The following is an 18,444-nucleotide window of genomic DNA, read 5'->3' as shown; positions in this document are numbered from 1 at the left end:
CCGGCGAAACGATCCGGCGGCCACATGCAAAAAAGCTAATTTGACATAGTTCCTATTTGCCGGCAAATCCGCTATGCTAGAGGATGAACCGGAAGAACGGGAGGAGACTCGATTTGTACCTGAAACGTATGGAACTGGTCGGCTTCAAATCGTTTGCCGACCGGACGGAATTGGAGTTTGTTCCGGGCGTGACAGCCGTGGTCGGACCGAACGGGTCGGGGAAAAGCAACATCTCCGATGCGATCCGCTGGGTGTTGGGCGAGCAGAGCGCGAAAAGCCTGCGCGGGGCGAAAATGGAGGACGTCATCTTCGCCGGCAGCGACAGCCGGAAACCGGTCAATTACTGCGAAGTGTCGCTCACCCTGGACAACAGCGACCATACGCTCCCTCTGGACTACCACGAGGTGACGGTCACGCGCCGGGTCTACCGGTCGGGGGAAGGCGAATATTTCATCAACAAGCAGCCCTGCAGGCTGAAAGATATCGTGGAACTGTTCATGGACACCGGACTCGGCAAAGAAGCGTATTCGATCATCGGCCAAGGGCGGATCGACGAGATTCTGTCCAACAAGGCGGAGGACCGGCGCGGCATTTTTGAAGAAGCGGCGGGAATCGTCAAATACAAGGCGCGCAAACGGGAAGCGGAGAAGAAGCTGGAGGAAACGGCCGGAAACCTGATCCGCATTGGCGATATTATCGGCGAATTGGAAAATCAGATCGGGCCGATGTTTGAACAGGCGGAAGCAGCCAAGCGGTACAAGCAATTGAAGGAACAGATGCAAAATCTGGAAATTTCGCTGTGCGTGCACGACATCGAAGAACTGCACGACCGGTGGCAGCAGGAGACGGCGAAAAAGATGCAGTTGCAGGACGAGCATGCGGCTCAGTCGACGTTGGTCGCGAGTCTCGAATCCCAATTGGAGGAGTCTCGTTGGCAGGCGGAGCAGCTGGACAAGCTGATGGAGGCGAGCAACCGGCAGCATGTCGAAGTGGTTGCCGAATATGAAAAAGCGGAAGGGCGGCGGGAGGTCTTGCAGGAGCGCCACCGCAACCTGCTGACCGGCCGCGATGACCTGCAGGCGGTGATCGCCAAGCTGGCTGTCGAACGGGAAAGCAAAACGGTGCAAGTGGCGCAGGAAAAGGAAAAGCTTGCGGAGCTGGCTGCGAAGCGGGATGGAACCCGACGTGAACTGGAATCCAAACTGTCGGTCAGCAAAGACTTCCTCGACCGCTCCCGACTGGAAGCGGAAGTGGAGCGGCTGAAAGCCGACTTGATCGAACTGCTGAACGAAACGGCCGGCAAACGCAACGAGCTGAAACACATCGAGACGAACAAAAGCGGTTTGCAGCGGCGAAGCGAAAAGCTGCAGGAGGATGAGGCGGAACTGCGGGAGCGCATCCGCGCGTTGGATGAGTCGTTCGCTTCCGGGCAGTTGACGCTGGCGGACATGCGCAAACAGGAGCAGGCGCTGCTCAAGCGGCTGGAGGAACTGCGCCGGTTTACGGCGAACCGGACGGCGGAGAAAGAGCGGCTGCTGGCCACGCTGCGCCAACTGCAGACGGAAAAAGCGTCTTTTCAGTCCCGCTATGAACTGCTGTGTGACATGCAGCAGGAATACGGCGGGTTTTCGCAAGGGGTGCGGTCGATTTTGCAAGCGGCCGGCAAAGGGCGCGTCCACGGGATCTGCGGTGCTGTCGCCGAGTTGATTCATGTGCCGGCCCAGTACGAAACGGCGATTGAGACGGCGCTCGGCGGCGCCTTGCAAAACGTCGTCGTCGAAACGGAAAAAGCGGGACGCGAGGCGATTCTGTACCTGAAGGCGAGCGGCGGCGGCCGTGCCACCTTTCTGCCGCTCGATGTGATGAAGGGACGCCTGCTCGGTAGAAGCGAGCGGATGGTGATCGAGGGGCATTCCGGCTATGTGGGGATCGCTGCGGAGATGGTCGATTTTGCCGAAAAATACCGGCCGATCACCGAATACCTGCTGGGGCAGGTGGTGATCGCGAAAACGATCGGCCACGCCAACGCGTTGGCCCGCTTGCTGCAGTACCGGGTGCGGATCGTCACGCTCGACGGGGATGTGGTCAATCCGGGCGGCGCGATGACCGGGGGAAGCCAGCAGAAAAAGGGCACCAGCATTCTGGGCCGCCAGCGCGAGATCGAGGAGTTGGAGCACAAGCTGAAAGCGCTGAACGGCAAGCTGTCCGAGCTGCAGCAGCAGCTGGACGCGTTTGAGTCAAACGCCCGCCAGGCGGAGCAAGAGCAGCAAACGCTGGCTGAACAAATCGAGCAGGAACGGACCCAGATCCACTCGGTCGAAGCACAGATCCGAGAACTGGGCGCGCAGCGGCAGGCGGTGCAGGAGCGGCTGCAACTGGTGCTGCTGGAGCGGGAGCAGTACGAGAAAGAGCTGGCCGAGTGGAACCGAAAGGAAGAGGTCACCCGGGCGGAGCTGGCTGGACTGGACGAGCAGGTGAAGGAACTGTCGGCGAAGGTAGACGGGATGCAGGCGAAACTGAAAGAGCAGCAGAGCGTGCAGGCGGACATCTCGGAAGAGGTGACCGAGCTGAAGGTGCGGCTTGCCGCACTCGACCAGGAGATCGCTGCGACGAAAGCGAACGTCGACCGGCTGGAGAAGGAACTGGCGGTGGTCGCGGCCGAGCTCGCGGCAAAGCAGGGCGAGCTGCAAACGGTCGGCGAGCGGATCAAGGAGACCAGCCGGGAGCTGGAGGAAGCGGCGGCGCAGTTGTCGCTTTTGGAGCGGAGGCGGGTGGACGCGCAACAGGCGCTGCAGGCAGAGCTTTCGCGGAAGCAGGAACTGCAGAAGCGAATCGCCGACGAGGAGCACAAAGCGCGGGAAGCGCGGCTGGTCCTGAAAAATTTGGAGAACCAGCTGCACCAGGTGGAGGTAAGAGTCAACCGGCTTGATGTCGAACTGAACAATATGCTGACCAGGCTTGCGACCGACTACCACATCTCGTTCGAACTGGCGAAACAGCGCTATCCGGTGCCGCAGGACATCGCCGGCGCGCAGCAGCAGGTGGCGAGTTTGCGCAGGCAAATCGAATCGCTCGGCGACGTGAACCTGGGAGCGATCGAAGAATACGAGCGCATGCAGGAACGGCTAGGCTTCCTGACCAGCCAGCACGATGACCTACTGGAAGCGCGCGATAAGCTGAACGACGTGATCGCCGAGATCGACCAGGAAATGTCGAAGCGCTTCAAAGAGACGTTTGAGGCGATCCGCGGCCAGTTCCATCTCGTGTTCAGCCGTTTGTTTGGCGGCGGGCGGGCCGACCTGATTTTGGTCGATCCAGACAACCTGTTGACCACCGGCATCGACATCGTGGCGCAACCGCCCGGCAAAAAACTGCAAAATCTGGGGCTGTTGTCGGGCGGAGAACGGGCATTGACGGCGATGGCGCTTTTGTTTTCCATCCTGCATGTGAAGCCGGTGCCATTTTGCGTGCTGGATGAGGTGGAGGCGGCGCTGGATGAGGCAAATGTCGCCCGGTTCGCTGAATACATGCGGGAATTTTCGTCGCAAACGCAGTTTATCTGCATCACCCACCGGAAAGGCACGATGGAATATGCGGACGTGCTGTACGGCGTGACGATGCAGGAATCGGGCATCTCGAAGATCGTCTCCGTCAAGCTGGTGGAGGAAGATGTAGTGCAAACGGCGTAAAAAACGGCAGCGCTGGTGCGGATGGTAGCGGGCCAACCTTGTTCTGCAGGCGCAACCTGCCTACGCCAAGTGGGGACGCCTGGCGATGTTTGAGACATCGAAACGATATCCCGGTGGCCCGTCGAGACGTTCATCTTGCGTGGGGGGACCGTGCCCTGCAGGGACTGTCGCACTGCTGCACAAGGCAGAACTAGGCCACACCGCAAAATCGGCCTGCTTTTACCCGCAAAATCGGCTATAATGAAATTGCACCAACAAGTGATGGCCGGCGGACCTGATCGATTCGGGTCCGCTTCCGATTGCTTGCAAGAAGGTAGGGATGGAAGATGGGATTTTTCAGCAAGTTTAAAGAAGGGCTGAGCAAGACGCGGGATTCGTTTCTCGACAAAATGACGGCCGTCTTCAGCCGCCGCAAGATCGACGAGGAGTTCTACGAGGAACTGGAAGAACAGTTGATCATGGCGGACGTCGGCGTCAATACGGCGATCAAGCTGATGGAGCAGCTGCGGGTGGAAGCGAAGCGGCGCAAGCTCGAGGATGCAGCGGAGTTAAAGCCCGTTTTGCAGGAAAAACTGGTGGAGCTGATGGGCACTGAGACGGTCGGGCTGAACCTGAATCCCGCCGGCTTGACGGTGATCATGATTGTCGGCGTCAACGGTGTCGGCAAAACCACGACGATCGGCAAGCTGGCGCACAAGCTGAAACAGGAAGGAAAAAAAGTGATTCTGGCTGCCGGCGACACGTTCCGGGCGGCCGCGATCGAACAGCTTGAAGTCTGGGGACAGCGCGTCGGTGTCGATGTGATCAAGCACCAGCAGGGGGCCGATCCGGCTGCTGTCGTATTCGACGGCGTGCAAGCGGCGAAGGCGCGCAAGGCGGATGCGCTGATCGTCGATACGGCGGGCCGATTGCACAACAAGACCAACCTGATGGACGAGTTGAACAAAGTCTACCGGGTGTTGAAACGGGAAGTTCCCGATGCGCCGCACGAAGTGCTGCTGGTGCTGGACGCGACCACCGGCCAGAATGCGTTGCAGCAGGCGAAAATTTTCGGTGAAGCGACCGGCGTCACCGGGCTGGTGCTGACGAAGCTGGACGGCACGGCGAAAGGCGGCATCGTGATCGCGATCCGCGATCAGCTGGAGATCCCGGTCAAGTTCGTCGGCCTCGGTGAAAAAATCGACGACCTGCAGGCGTTCGACCCGCAGCAGTTTGTGACGGCCCTGTTTACTGACGCTCCTCAAAAGTGACGGTTCGCTCGCTTTCCGGCGCAAGTCGCGCTTTCGCACTAAAAAAGTGCCAGGTCGGGCCAGGCGGGGCCCCGCAAAATCTTGTTCAGAGGAGGCGGGCGGACAACGTCAGCGGAACGCGGGCACTTGACAGCCTCCGCCGGTTCCAGTAAGATGAGTGTTGTGCTGTAAAGGTTTTGATCTTGACAGGACGAAGGCGTGGTACTCGATGCTGGAAAAAACGACACGCATGAACCTGTTGTACGATTTTTACGGTGCGTTGCTGACAGAGAAGCAGCGCCTTTTTATGGAACTCTATTATCACGACGATCTGTCGCTTGCGGAGATCGCGGAACAATATCACGTTTCCCGGCAGGCGGTGCACGACAACATCCGCCGCTCGGAAACGCAACTGGAAGAATACGAACAGACGCTCAGGCTGTTGGAGCGGCACGAACAGCGGGTCCGTTTGTGCGGCGAACTGCTGGACAGGATCGGCCGTTTGCCGATCACCGACGCAGAAAAACAGGATTTGCTCCGGATGGTTCGCCTGCTGCGGCACGACGGGGAGAGCGAGATGACGTAACCCTCGCAACAATGTGACGGGAGAAAACGGGCAGGCGAGTCCGCCTGCGCCAGGGAAAGGAGGTTGTGTATGGCTACGATTTTTGAAGGGCTGTCAAGCAAATTGCAGGAGACGTTCCAGCGTCTGCGCGGCAAGGGGAAGCTGACGGAAGACGACGTTAAGGAAGCGATGCGCGAGGTTCGCTTGGCGCTCTTGGAAGCGGACGTCAATTTTAAAGTCGTGAAAGAGTTTGTGGAAAAAGTCCGTGAACGGGCTGTCGGGCATGAAGTGCTGCAGAGTTTGACGCCCGGCCAGCAGGTGATCAAGATCGTCAACGAGGAACTGACCGAGCTGATGGGCGGCAGCCAAAGCCGGATCGCACAGGCGGCCAAGCCGCCGACGGTGGTGATGATAGTCGGCCTGCAAGGGGCGGGGAAAACGACGACCGCCGGCAAACTTGCCAATCTGCTGAAAAAGCAACACCGCTACCCGCTCTTGGTGGCGTGCGACATTTACCGCCCGGCGGCGATCAAACAGCTGCAGGTGCTGGGGGAACAGGTGAAAACCCAGGTGTTCTCGCTGGGCGATCAGGTGAGCCCGGTGGAAATCGCGAAACAGGCGATCGAACATGCAAAATTGCACGGTTTCGATTACGTGCTGATCGACACCGCCGGCCGCCTGCATATCGACGAGGCGTTGATGGACGAACTGAAGCGGATGAAAGAAGCGGTCGAGCCGGATGAGATCCTGCTGGTGGTCGACGCGATGACCGGGCAGGATGCGGTCAACGTGGCCGAGCATTTTCACCGGGAACTTGGCATCACAGGCACCATTCTCACCAAACTGGACGGCGACACGCGGGGCGGTGCGGCCCTGTCGATTCGCTCGGTGACCGGCACGCCGATCAAGTTTGCGGCGCTGGGCGAGAAACTGGACGCACTAGAACCGTTCCATCCGGACCGGATGGCCTCCCGCATTCTCGGCATGGGGGACGTGCTGACCCTCATCGAGAAAGCGCAGGCGACCGTTGACCAGGCGAAGGCGGAGGAAGCGAGCAAGAAACTGGTCAGCGGCGAGTTCACGCTGGAAGATTTCCTTGAGCAGATGCAGCAAATCAAGAAAATGGGACCGCTGCAGGATCTGCTCGCCATGCTACCGGGACTGGGCAACCACAAGGCACTGAAAAACGTCAACATTGACGATAAGCAAATCGGCCGGATCGAAGCGATCATCCGCTCGATGACGCCGGAAGAGCGGCGCCAGCCGAAGCTGATCAACGCCAGCCGGCGGCGGCGGATCGCGGCGGGCAGCGGCACTTCCGTGCAGGAGGTCAACCGCTTGCTGAACCAGTTTGCCGAGATGCAGAAGATGATGAAGCAACTGCCTGGACTGGCCAAACGAATGGGCAAGAAAAAAGGCAAAAAAGGATTCGGCGGTTTCCGCTTTCCGTTTTAGCCAATTTTTCATTCCCTTACCGGGAGTGAATTGATATAATAGTCAAGCTGACTTTAGCTAGGGGGTGAAAACGATGGCAGTGAAAATCCGTTTGAAGCGCATGGGGGCCAAAAAAGCTCCGTTCTACCGCGTGGTGGTGGCCGACTCGCGTTCGCCGAGAGACGGCCGTTTCATCGAGGAGATCGGTACTTACAATCCGGTTACGCAGCCGGCTCAGATCAACATCGATGAAGAGAAAGCGATCAAGTGGCTGAAAACCGGTGCGCAACCGTCCGATACGGTTCGCAACCTGTTCAGCAAGACGGGCATCCTGAAGAAAGTTCACGAGATGAAGTAAGTCCACTCCAATGTCGGGAGGGCTTGGCGATGAAACAACTTGTTGAACTGATTGCCAAGGCGCTTGTGGATCATCCCGATCAGGTTCGGGTCACGGAAACGGCGAACGGCGATTCGGTGGTGTATCAATTGAGCGTGGCGCCGGGGGATGCCGGCAAGATTATCGGAAAACAGGGACGGATCGCGAAAGCGATCCGCACCGTCGTGGCCGCGGCCGCCTTGCAGGAAGACAAGCGGGCGACCGTGGATATCCTGTAACAGGGTCGGAAATCTCAGGGTTTTCGACCCTGAACTGTTCCCAGCCAAGTGACGCGAAGCTCCGAAGTGGATTCCGCTTGCTCTGTTGGGAACCCGATGAAGCCCAACCTATGTAGGAGCAACCGGAACAGGGCATGCTGGAGATAAGGGGGTGATCGCTGTGCAGGAACGGCTGATCCGTGTCGGTTCACTTGTCAATACGCAAGGCATCCGGGGGGAAGTGCGCGTCATCAGCCATACCGATTTTCCGGACAAGCGGTTTATAAAAGGGTCCAGATTGCTGTTGGTGCACCCCGATTTTCCGGAGCCGGTCGAACTGGTCGTCGAATCGGCGCGCGTACATAAAAAATTCTATTTGTTGAAGTTTGCGGGACATCCTTCGATCAACGACGTGGAAAAATACAAGGGCGGCGAACTGATGATCCGCGAATCGGACTTGCAGCCGCTGCCGGAGGGCAGCAATTACATTTTCGAATTGGTCGGCTGCCGCGTGATCACGGAGGATGGCGAAGAGTTGGGGGAATTGGTCGAGGTGCTGCAGCCGGGCGCCAATGACGTATATGTCGTCAGGCCGCCGAAAGGCAAGGACATCCTGTTGCCGGCAATTCCCGACTGCATCAAACACGTCGATGTGGAAAACAAACTGGTTCGCGTCCATTTGCTGGAAGGTTTGATCGATTGATGAAGATCGACATTGTGACTTTGTTTCCTGAGATGTTCGAGGGCGTTTTGTCCGCAAGCATCATCGGCCGTGCCCGGACGTCTGGCGCTGTGCAGATCGGCGTGACCGATTTTCGCAAGTTCTCGACGAACAAGCACCAGACGGTGGACGATACTCCGTATGGCGGCGGAGGCGGCATGGTGCTGAAGCCGGAGCCGATTTTTGCGGCGGTCGAATCGCTGCTCGAACAATCTGACACCAAACCGCGGATTATTCTCACCTGCCCGCAGGGAGTTCCGTATACGCAGGAACGGGCGCTGGAGTTGGCGCGGGAACAGCATCTGATCTTGATTTGCGGCCATTATGAAGGGTACGATGAACGGATTCGCCAGCATCTGATCACCGATGAGATCTCGATCGGCGATTATGTGCTGACCGGCGGCGAGATCCCGGCGATGGCGATCATCGACTCGGTGGTCCGCCTGCTGCCGGGGGTGCTGGGGAACGATGCGTCGGCTGAACTTGATTCGTTCCGCAACGGCCTGCTGGAACATCCCCATTACACGCGCCCATACGAGTTTCGCGGCTGGAAAGTGCCGGATGTGCTGCTGTCGGGCCATCATGAAAAAATCGAGCAGTGGCGCCGGCGAGAATCCCTGCGTCGCACCTACCTGCGGCGTCCCGATCTGCTTGAGCGGGCGGAACTGACGGAGCAGGATCGCCGGTGGCTGCAGGAAATCGCCGCAGAAGAAGGCGGGGCCCCTCCCCGGACATCATGAGCTGTATCCCCTGAACGATGCCGGAGAGGCGACCCCGATCTAGTCTATGCGGCCGGTTCGCTGTTGGTTCGTTTCCAACTGTCTTTCAAACGCCGCCATCTGCTTGTTGGCACCCTCCTGTTTGCCTGCTTCCAAACAGTTGGCTATTTTCAGATAACCTGCTCCGATGTTTTCCGTTTTGTGATTTGCTGACTAACAAGCTCCTGATCCCTCAACCCTGATTAATCATTGTATGTCAGAAAATCTAACACAAACCTCTTGCTAACCGCCCTCCTCCTGTATATAATGAAGGTACATGTTAGAAAAAATAACACATATCAAGAGACCGTGTTTTGACAATGTTGTCAAAATCGTGTTGCGGCAATGAAGCCCTGCAGCAACCTGCGTGCGGTCCGCCGGGACGTAGTGTCCTCCCGGACGGGCAACAGGTTCGTGTCAGGGCTTCGATTATTTCGCTTTATGCGGTTGCGGGCAACGGGGCCGGTACTCGGGCGAGGCAGCCACTGGCAAATGCAAAGGAGGTCCGGTCCACATGCAGAACTTGCTGCATACGTTTCAAACCAAGGTCGACCAGACGGCACCTGAAGTCGGCGTCGCCAGCCACTGCTGCTTTTGCAGCATGCAGTGTGCGCTTGAACTGCGCGTCGATCCGGTTCAATCCAAAATAACGGGCGTGCAGCCGGTGAGAGAATTTCCGGTCGCATCCGGCAGAGCCTGCCTGAAAGGAATCGCCGCGCATGAACATGTCCGCCACCGGGAACGGCTGACGGTGCCCCTGATCCGGAAAAACGGGCAATTCTCACTCGCCACATGGGAGGAAGCGATCGATGAGATCGCAGAGCGATTCGCCTCGATCCAGAAGCGGCACGGGCGTGACGCGGTGGCCGTTTACGGCGGCGGGTCGTTGACCAACGAAAAGGCGTATCTGCTCGGAAAATTCGCCCGGGTGGCGCTTGGCACCCGCAACATCGACTACAACGGGCGTTACTGCATGTCCTCGGCGGCGGCCGCCATGAACAAGGCGTTCGGGATCGACAGGGGAATGACGGTTCCGTTGCATGACATCCCGCTCGCCCGGTTCATTTTGATCGTCGGCGCGAATCTGGCCGACTGCCAGCCGACCATCCTTCCCTACCTGCTGCAGGCGAAGAAAAACGGGGCGAAGATCGTGGTTGTCGATCCGCGGGCAACCGGCACGGCGAAGCTGGCCGATCTGCACGTCCCGATTCGGCCGGGAACCGATCTGGCGCTGATGAACGGCATTCTGCACGTGATGATCGAAGAGAACTGGATCGACTCCGATTTTATCGAGAACCGCACGATCGGATTCGAGCAGGTGAAACGGACGGTCCGTTCTTATACGCCGGAAAGGGTGGCGCAGATCACCGACGTGCCGGTGGAACACATCCGCCAGATTGCGCGTTGGTACGGGCAGGCGGAGACGGCGATTCTGTACACGGCGCGCGGTATCGAGCAGCACGCACGCGGTGTCGACAATGTGCTGAGCTGTCTCAATCTGGTGCTGGCATCCGGCAAAATCGGCCGGCCTGGCTGCGGCTACGGGGCGGTGACCGGTCAGGCCAACGGCCAGGGCGGGCGGGAACACGGCCAGAAAGCGGATCAGCTGCCCGGCTACCGTTCGATCGAGCATCCGGAACACCGCCGGTACATCGCTTCCGTTTGGGGGATCGACGAACGGGAACTGCCGGGCAAGGGAAAATCGGCCTATGAGCTGTTTGAAGCGATGGCGGCCGGCGAAATCAAAGGCTTGTTCGTGCTCGCGTCCAATCCGGTCACTTCCAGCCCGAACAGCAACCTGGTGAAACGGGCGGTGGCGGCGCTGGATACGTTGGTGGTGGTCGATCTCTTTTTAAGCGAAACGGCGAAAATGGCCGATATCGTGCTGCCCGGTTCCGCCTGGACGGAAGACGAGGGAACCATGACGAATCTGGAAGGCCGCGTGATTCTGCGCCGGGCGGCGCAGCGGCCGCCCGGGCAGGCGCGGGCGGACTGGCGGATTTTGTGCGATCTGGCGGAACGTCTGGGCAAAGGACGGTTTTTCGCGTACGACTCGCCGCAAGCGATTTTCGAAGAGCTGCGGTTGGCGAGCAAAGGCGGCAAGGCGGATTATTCCGGCATCAGTTACGAAAAGATCGAGCGGCAAAAGGGCGTTTTTTGGCCCTGCCCGGCAGAGGAGCATCCGGGCACGGAGCGGCTGTTTGCCGAGCGGTTTGCCCATCCGCACGGCAAGGCGATGTTTCATCCGGTTGAATGCAGGGAAGCGGGCGAACTGCCTGACGGCGACTATCCCTATCGGCTGACGACCGGCCGCCTGATCAACCACTATTTGACGGGGGTGCAGACCCGGCGGACGGTGTCATTGAACGCGAGGTGCCCCGAACCGTATGTCGAGATGCATCCGGAGACGGCGGCGGCCAACGGGATCGAAGATGGCGATTGGGTGGAACTGGCGAGCCGCCGGGGAACCGTGCAATACCGGGTGAAAATCACCCCATCCATCCGGCCGGACACCCTGTTTGTGCCGATGCACTGGGAGGAGGAACGGTCCGTCAACCGGCTGACCAGCCCGGAACTGGACCCGGAGTCGCGGATGCCGGAGTTTAAATTGTGCGCCGTCTCGTTTAGGAAAATCAGAACCGGAAGCGAAAGGGAGAAAGAACATGAACAAGCAAAAATTGGTGCTGGTCGGTAACGGAATGGCCGGCGTCCGGTGCGTCGAGGAGATTCTGCAGCTGGCGCCGGACCGGTTTGCGATCACCATTTTTGGCAAAGAGCCGCATCCGAACTACAACCGGATTTTGTTGTCATCCGTGCTGGCAGGCGATGCGGACATCCGGGACATCGTGCTGAATGACTGGGATTGGTATGAGCAAAACGGAATCATGCTGCACGCCGGTCAGACGGTGACGAAAATCGATACGGAGAAGCGTTTGGTCTACACCGATGGCGGGATCGTGGAACCGTATGACGATCTGATTCTCGCCACCGGCTCGCTGCCGTTCATGCTGCCGATTCCCGGCACCGACAAGGAAGGGGTGATCCGTTCCGGGACATCAAGGACTGTGAGACGATGATCGAAGCCTCGAAGAAATACAAAAAAGCGATCGTTATCGGCGGCGGATTGCTCGGGCTGGAAGCGGCGCGCGGGCTGCTCAACCTGTCGATGGAGGTCAGTGTCGTTCACATTTTCGACAATCTGATGGAGCGGCAGCTGGACCCGGTTGCGTCGAAGCTCTTGCAGCGGGAGCTGGAAAAGCAGGGGATGCGGTTCCTGCTGGAAAAGCAGTCGGCCGAAATCCTCGGCGGCAAGCGGGCGACCGGGCTGCGGTTTGCGGACGGCACGGAGGAGGCAGCCGATCTGATCGTGATGGCGGTCGGCATCAAGCCGAACGTAAGTCTGGCGAAGGACAGCGGCATCGAGGTCAACCGCGGCATCGTGGTCAACGACTATCTGGAAACGAACGTGCCGCATGTGTACGCGGTGGGGGAATGCGCGGAGCACCGCGGGGTGGTCTACGGACTGGTGGCGCCTTTGTTTGAGCAGGGGCAGGTCCTGGCCAAACGGCTCTGCGGAGTGGAAACCGCGCCGTACGAAGGTTCGATCGTCTATACGAAGCTGAAGGTGTCGGGGGTGGATGTATTTTCCGCCGGCGAGTTTCTGGACAGTCCCGACACGCGAGCGATCCGCGTGCACGACGAGTTCGCCGGCATCTACAAAAAAATTCTGGTGCGCGACAACAAAGTGGTCGGCGCTGTGCTGTTCGGGGATACAAGCGACAGTTCCCGCATTTTGCAGATGATGCGAAACGGTACCGATGTGATGCAGATTCGGCGCGTGTCGATTTTGGAAAATCCGGCTGCGACGGCAGGCGGAGCAGCCAGGGGGGCGGGCGGCGCATCTGCCGTTGCGGCGATGGCGGACGACGAGATCGTGTGCGGCTGCAACGGGGTGTCGAAGGGCAGAATCGTGCGAGCGATCCGCGAAAAAGGGCTGTGCTCGGTGGAAGAGATCAAGGGCTGCACCGGGGCGTCACGCTCTTGCGGCGGCTGCAAACCGCTGGTGGCCCAACTGTTGGAGCACGTCCTGGGCGACGCGGTTGCGGCGGCGCAGAAAGAGCCGATTTGTTCCTGCACATCGCTGAGCCGGGAAGAAGTGCTGGCGGAAATCAGGGAAAAGGGTCTGACGAGCGTGCGGGAAGTGATGCACGTGCTGGAATGGCATGAGCCGGAAGGATGTTCCAAATGCAGGCCGGCGCTCAATTATTATCTCAACCTGCTCTGGCCGGACGCACATGCGGACGAGCCGGAGTCCCGCTTCGTCAACGAACGGATGCACGCCAACATCCAAAAGGACGGCACCTATTCGGTGGTCCCCCGCATCTATGGGGGCGTCACCTCGCCTGCAGAACTGAAACGGATTGCCGAAGTGGCCGAGAAATACCGGGTGCCGATGGTGAAAATCACCGGCGGCCAGCGGCTCGATCTGTTGGGTGTGAAAAAGGAAGATTTGCCGAAGATCTGGGAAGAACTCGACATGCCGTCCGGATTTGCTTACGGCAAGGCGATCCGTACCGTCAAAACGTGCGTCGGAAGCGATTTTTGCCGGTTTGGAACGCAAAATTCGATCCAGATGGGTATCGACATCGAGAAAAAATTTGAACGGCTGAACACGCCGGCGAAGGTGAAGATGGCGGTGTCCGGATGTCCCCGCAACTGTGCGGAATCGGGAATCAAAGATGTGGGCGTCGTGGGAATCGACGGCGGCTGGGAACTCTACGTCGGCGGCAACGGCGGCGTGCATGTGCGGGCCGGCGATCTGCTGTGCAAGGTGAAGACGGAAGCGGAAGTGATGGAATGGATCGGCGCGTTCCTGCAGTACTACCGGGAAAACGCCAACTACGGGGAACGCACGTCCTATTGGGTGGAACGGGTCGGCGTGGACGCGATCCGGCAGGTGCTGGACGATCCGGAAACCCGCCGCCAGTTGAACGAACGGATCGACGTGGCGCTGTCGGTCTTGAAAGATCCGTGGCAGGAGATCGTCCGCAACCAACAGTCTCGTTCGCTGTTTGAGGAGCTGTCGGTGCTGGCGGGGGACAGACAATAGATGGTGGTGCTTCCCGCTTCTCCGCGGTTGGGTGACAGCTGTTTTGGCGACCCCGTGGGAGCGGCAGCCAGGCGGAATTGAGGCCCAAAATGCACAAGTCTCGCGAGGAGGGATTGCGATGAAAGGAGTACAGGCGGTCAGGCTGCAAGTGGCCACATTACAGGAACTGACCGTGCAAACGGGCAGGGTGGTGAAAGTGGACGGACGCGAAATCGCATTGTTTCGCCTGAGCACAGGCGAGGTGCGGGCGGTGGAAAACCGCTGTCCGCATAAAGGCGGGCCGCTGGCGGAAGGAATCGTCTGCGGGGAGTACGTATTCTGCCCGCTGCACGACTGGAAAATCTGTTTGCGAGACGGGAATGTGCAGGCCCCCGACAACGGATGTGTCACGACGTTCCAGGTAGACGTGGTGAACGAGAAAGTGTATATCAGTATGTAGGAAGACTGGTATACACTTTCGATTCCTGCTAGAGCGTCCGGTTGGCGAACGATTCGGGTCTCCCGAAACGGCAGCCGTTTGGATGGTGCATCGTATGTTTTCGGTTGGTATGGCTTTGGCGGGAATCGCGACGAAGGGGCGGAACACAATGCAGCAATTTCTCAAGGAAGTCGGCCGCGGCAAAAAAGGGGCCAAGGATCTCCCGTACGAAGCGGCCAAGGAAGCGGCCGCACAGATTTTTGACGGGCAGGCGAGCGATGCCCAGATCGGCGCATTTTTCATCGCGGAACGGGTGAAAGGCGAGACGGTCGACGAACTGCTCGCGTTTATCGAGGCTGCCCGGGAGCGGTCCACCGTGATCCCGCATTCGCTCGGCGGTGTTTTGGATTGTGCCGGGCCTTATGATGGGCGGGCAAAATCGTTTGCGGCGACCATCCCGGTGGCGGCCGTTTTGGCTGCGGCCGGCGTGCCGGTCGTCTTGCACGGAAGCGGAACGCTGCCGCCCAAGTATGGGGTCAGCTTGCGTGAAATCCTGCGCGAGGCGGGCGTTCCGACAGGCGGCGACGGGCAAACGGTTGGCCGGATGCTCAATCAATTGGGGATCGCGTTCATCGACACGGAAAATTTTTGCCGGCCGCTTAGACAACTGCGTCCGGTTCGCGAACAGCTCGGGGTGCGGACGCTGCTCAATACAGCGGAAAAATTCCTCAACCTCGCAAACGCCGACTATCTGGTGGCGGGCGTCTTCCACACGACCGTTCTCGAAAAGGCGGCGGAGCTGGCGGTGAAACTGGGTTACAAGCGGGCGATGATCGTGCAGGGAATCGACGGTTCGGAGGATGTGCCCGTCAACCGTCCTTCCGCCTTGTATTGGATTCAGGACGGCACGATGGAAAAACACCTGATCGATCCAAAGCGATACGGACTGCACGCGGAAAATGAACCGGCGAATTTGACGGCCGCCGAACAGGCTGCGTCGATCGCCGGCGTGCTGCAAGGAGAACATGCGTACCGAAATATGGTGCTGCTCAACAGCGGGTTGCGTTTGTGGCTGACGGAACGGGTGCAAAACATGGGAGAGGGAATCGAACTCGGCCGCTCCGTACTGGATGCGGGAGACGCGTGGAAGAAATTTGAGGATTGGCGCAGGGCGCCGGCGGAATCGCCATAACCAGGGGCAAAGCCTGGCGGTTCACCGCCCGCAGCGGTTGAACGGCGGGAGCAACAGGAGCGGTTTGCACACCTGCCGGCGGCCCATCGCGTTGCCCAGCAGAAACGGAGGGATGTTCCGGTGGATCCGGTGCCTCGCGACATGGCCGTGCTGACGATCGGGATTGTGAAAAAATTAACAGGGCTATCCCTGCGGCAAATTCGCTATTACGAAGAACTGGGACTTGTCAGTCCGCTCCGTTCTGAAGGCGAGCAACGGCTGTACTCGATCAATGACGTGGCGCGGTTGTTGCGGATCAAAGACATGATGGATCAGGAGTATCCGATTTACCAGATCAAGCAGATCCTGGAGCCGCCGCAGACGCCCTCGGAACCGGTGCAGCAACCCCTGCCTTCGGAAACGGAACTGGACGACGCCCGCCTGCTGCGGGGAATTCGCAATCAACTGCACAATCGGACCGAACGTTCCTGGTCAACCTCCATCATTGAAGGTCAATTGGCACAGTTTTACAAAAATCAGCAGAAAAAATAGCCTTCCACCCATTTGTCAGTACTCATTCGGCCGCCCGAACAAACTGAACGGGGTGGCTGAAATTTTCTTTGTCGCGACTTACAGGTTCAACAAGACTCTCAAATTTCGATTACGTGTTAGATAGTCTAACATGGAATATTCAACTTCCCAACCGATTTTGCTATGCTCAAACCACAACCACATAGATCAAGGTTTTCTAGGGTTCCGCCCACGGGATGTTCGGTGGGGACTGGTCCAAGAGAGAACGGCATTTGCCTGGTGCAAATGCTACACGGAGGGACAAAAGCCCGGGAGGAGTTAACAATCTGTTTGTTAACTCCTTTTTTATTCAAGAGCAATTTTTAGCGAGGAGGAGGATTTTATGAGAAAACTGGCTGCATGGTTGATCAGTGCCCTGCTGCTGGTTGCGACGACGGGCTGTTCCGGTGGTGAAGCTTCGCAAACTTCCGGCGCAAACCAACAAAAAATCCGCCTGGGGCTGAGTCCGTGGCCCGGTTGGTTTGTCTGGTACCTGGTCAAAGAAAAGGGTGGCTCTTGGCGGCCGCGGAACATTATTCGGAGCGGTTGTCGGCGCTGTGTTGACAAATGCAGCGAAAAGCTTTTTTAGCGAATCGTATCCCGATATCTGGTTGTATTTTCTCGGAGGACTGTTTCTTGTCGTCGTGCTTTTCTTGCCACACGGAATTGTTGGTGTGTCGGATTGGTTTCGGGAAAAATTCGGCTGGAAAAGGGCGGTGGATCGTTTCTATGAAACCCATTCTCTGGATCCGAGACGTAACGGTTGATTTTGCCGGTTTTAAAGCGTTGAACCAGATCGATTTCGAAATGCGACAGGGCGAGGTTCATTTTCTGATCGGTCCGAACGGGGCGGGCAAAACCACCCTGCTGGATGTCATCTGCGGCAAAGTCAAACCGGAGCGTGGGGAAGTGATTTTCAAGGGTGAAATCGACTTGACCCAACTGCAGGAATATCAGATTGCACGCTTGGGCGTCGGCCGCAAGTTTCAAGCCCCGTCTGTATTCGGCAATCTGACTGTGTTTGAGAATCTCGAATTATCGATGCAACAAAACCGCAACCTGCTGGCCGCTCTACGGGCAAAACTGTCAGCGGAAGAACGGGATCAGATTTGGCAGCAGCTCGAAATGATCAACCTGCTCGACTTCGCGCATATGAAAGCCGAGACATTGGCACACGGGCAGAAGCAATGGTTGGAAATCGGCATGTTGCTGATGCAGAATCCAGAACTGCTTTTGCTCGATGAACCGGTGGCCGGCATGACCAAACCGGAAACGGAAAAGACTGGCCAGTTGATTCAGGAATTGCGAAAACCCGTTCGCTGTTGGTGGTGGATCATGACATGGAATTTGTCAGAAAATTTTCCGACCATGTGACAGTCATGCATGAAGGCAGAATTCTTTGCCGGGGAACCATCGCAGAGGTGCAGGAAGACCCCCGGGTGACGGAAGTGTATCTGGGACGGAGGATCGAAGCGGCATGTTAAAGCTGGAGAATCTGGAAGTGTGTTACGGAGAAACGGTGGTCTTGCGCAACTTACATGTTTCCGTGCAAACCGGACAGGTAGTGTCTGTGCTGGGGCGGAACGGGGTAGGGAAAACGACGCTTTTAAAAACTATCATCGGTCTTCTGCATCCGCAGCGGGGAACGATTTGCTTCGAACAGCAGGACATCACGAATCTCAGACCGGAACAGCGGGCCGCCCGGGGGATCGCTTATGTGCCGCAGGGGAGGGAGATTTTTCCCCAATTGACGGTGGAAGAAAATCTACAGTTGGGACTACAGCCGTTACCCAAACGGGAGCGCAAGATTCAGGACGAGATCTACGAGATGTTCCCATTGTTGAAAACCATGGGTTCGCGCAAAGGGGGTGACCTCAGCGGAGGTCAACAGCAGCAGCTTGCCATCGCCAGAGCATTGGTCACCCGGCCTAAACTGCTGTTGCTTGACGAGCCAACGGAAGGGATTCAGCCGAATCTTGTGCAGGAGATTGAAGAAGTCATCCGGTCGCTAAAAGAGAAACGAAGCATGGCGATCGTTCTGGTCGAACAGAGTCTCGATTTCGCCTTGGCTGTGGCGGATTATTGTTACGTTTTGGAAAAAGGATCCGTGGCGGCGGAAGGCCAACCGACGAAGATCGGGGAAGACGTGGTCCGGGTTTATCTGACCGTGTGAGAGAGGTTGGTG

15 protein-coding genes, 3 pseudogenes and 1 riboswitch are annotated in these 18,444 nt (G+C 58.2%); all 18 genes and pseudogenes read left to right on the top strand.

Annotated features, from left to right (window positions below):
* Window positions 1-113 precede the first annotated feature (113 nt).
* The 18 genes and pseudogenes from smc to urtE all read left to right on the top strand — a co-directional run bounded on the left by smc (window position 114) and on the right by urtE (window position 18,432).
* Window positions 114-3,689, top strand: a complete 3,576-nt coding sequence (gene smc / locus C230_RS0115065) for a chromosome segregation protein SMC (RefSeq protein ID WP_018132882.1) — start codon at window positions 114-116, stop codon at window positions 3,687-3,689.
* A 43-nt stretch (window positions 3,690-3,732) separates the two neighbouring features.
* Window positions 3,733-3,930 carry a DUF3889 domain-containing protein gene (locus C230_RS23935; RefSeq protein WP_156807479.1) on the top strand — a complete coding sequence of 66 codons (198 nt, stop codon included), beginning with the start codon at window positions 3,733-3,735 and terminating at the stop codon, window positions 3,928-3,930.
* Between the two features lie 85 nt (window positions 3,931-4,015).
* Entirely contained in the window at window positions 4,016-4,939 is a 924-nt protein-coding gene (gene ftsY / locus C230_RS0115060) for a signal recognition particle-docking protein FtsY (protein WP_018132881.1), read from the top strand.
* A gap of 208 nt (window positions 4,940-5,147) precedes the next feature.
* Window positions 5,148-5,504, top strand: coding sequence for a putative DNA-binding protein (locus tag C230_RS0115055; protein WP_018132880.1), 357 nt, complete (start codon window positions 5,148-5,150; stop codon window positions 5,502-5,504).
* Window positions 5,505-5,573: 69 nt separating this feature from the next.
* The gene (gene ffh, locus C230_RS0115050; protein WP_018132879.1) at window positions 5,574-6,938 is read left to right on the top strand and encodes a signal recognition particle protein; all 1,365 of its coding nucleotides are present in this window, start codon (window positions 5,574-5,576) and stop codon (window positions 6,936-6,938) included.
* Window positions 6,939-7,011: 73 nt separating this feature from the next.
* A complete protein-coding gene (gene rpsP, locus C230_RS0115045) occupies window positions 7,012-7,275 on the top strand; it encodes a 30S ribosomal protein S16 (RefSeq protein ID WP_018132878.1) in 264 nt (87 codons plus the stop codon).
* Window positions 7,276-7,304: 29 nt separating this feature from the next.
* Complete coding sequence (locus C230_RS0115040; RefSeq protein ID WP_018132877.1) at window positions 7,305-7,532, top strand: KH domain-containing protein; 228 nt, start codon at window positions 7,305-7,307, stop codon at window positions 7,530-7,532.
* 151 nt (window positions 7,533-7,683) lie between these two features.
* Entirely contained in the window at window positions 7,684-8,214 is a 531-nt protein-coding gene (rimM, locus tag C230_RS0115035; RefSeq protein ID WP_018132876.1) for a ribosome maturation factor RimM, read from the top strand.
* Entirely contained in the window at window positions 8,214-8,972 is a 759-nt protein-coding gene (gene trmD / locus C230_RS0115030) for a tRNA (guanosine(37)-N1)-methyltransferase TrmD (RefSeq protein ID WP_018132875.1), read from the top strand. Before rimM ends, trmD begins: the two co-directional genes overlap by 1 nt.
* A gap of 532 nt (window positions 8,973-9,504) precedes the next feature.
* Window positions 9,505-11,685, top strand: a complete 2,181-nt coding sequence (fdhF, locus tag C230_RS0115025; RefSeq protein ID WP_018132874.1) for a formate dehydrogenase subunit alpha — start codon at window positions 9,505-9,507, stop codon at window positions 11,683-11,685.
* Window positions 11,654-14,100 (top strand): annotated as a pseudogene (nirB, locus tag C230_RS20665) (nitrite reductase large subunit NirB). The gene fdhF and the pseudogene nirB overlap by 32 nt, the downstream one beginning before the upstream one ends.
* 118 nt (window positions 14,101-14,218) lie before the next feature.
* On the top strand, window positions 14,219-14,539 hold the full coding sequence (gene nirD / locus C230_RS0115015) for a nitrite reductase small subunit NirD (RefSeq protein WP_018132873.1): 321 nt from the start codon (window positions 14,219-14,221) through the stop codon (window positions 14,537-14,539).
* A 94-nt stretch (window positions 14,540-14,633) separates the two neighbouring features.
* Complete coding sequence (locus C230_RS20660) at window positions 14,634-15,710, top strand: anthranilate phosphoribosyltransferase (RefSeq protein ID WP_018132872.1); 1,077 nt, start codon at window positions 14,634-14,636, stop codon at window positions 15,708-15,710.
* A gap of 120 nt (window positions 15,711-15,830) precedes the next feature.
* On the top strand, window positions 15,831-16,241 hold the full coding sequence (locus C230_RS0115005; protein WP_018132871.1) for a MerR family transcriptional regulator: 411 nt from the start codon (window positions 15,831-15,833) through the stop codon (window positions 16,239-16,241).
* Between the two features lie 185 nt (window positions 16,242-16,426).
* A riboswitch (guanidine-I (ykkC/yxkD leader) is annotated at window positions 16,427-16,537 on the top strand.
* A 65-nt stretch (window positions 16,538-16,602) separates the two neighbouring features.
* Window positions 16,603-16,848 (top strand): hypothetical protein, encoded by a 246-nt coding sequence (locus tag C230_RS0115000; RefSeq protein ID WP_018132870.1) that lies wholly within the window; start codon window positions 16,603-16,605, stop codon window positions 16,846-16,848.
* Window positions 16,769-17,026: pseudogene (locus tag C230_RS23440) on the top strand (urea ABC transporter permease subunit UrtC); the annotation flags it as partial. The gene C230_RS0115000 and the pseudogene C230_RS23440, both read left to right, overlap by 80 nt.
* Window positions 16,989-17,743 (top strand): annotated as a pseudogene (urtD, locus tag C230_RS20655) (urea ABC transporter ATP-binding protein UrtD). The pseudogenes C230_RS23440 and urtD, both read left to right, overlap by 38 nt.
* A complete protein-coding gene (urtE, locus tag C230_RS0114990; protein ID WP_018132869.1) occupies window positions 17,737-18,432 on the top strand; it encodes an urea ABC transporter ATP-binding subunit UrtE in 696 nt (231 codons plus the stop codon). The pseudogene urtD and the gene urtE overlap by 7 nt, the downstream one beginning before the upstream one ends.
* The last annotated feature ends 12 nt before the right edge of the window (window positions 18,433-18,444 follow it).

It is taken from the genome of Effusibacillus pohliae DSM 22757, assembly GCF_000376225.1.
Lineage (GTDB): Bacteria > Bacillota > Bacilli > Tumebacillales > Effusibacillaceae > Effusibacillus > Effusibacillus pohliae.
This window is presented reverse-complemented; position numbering and strand designations above follow the sequence as displayed.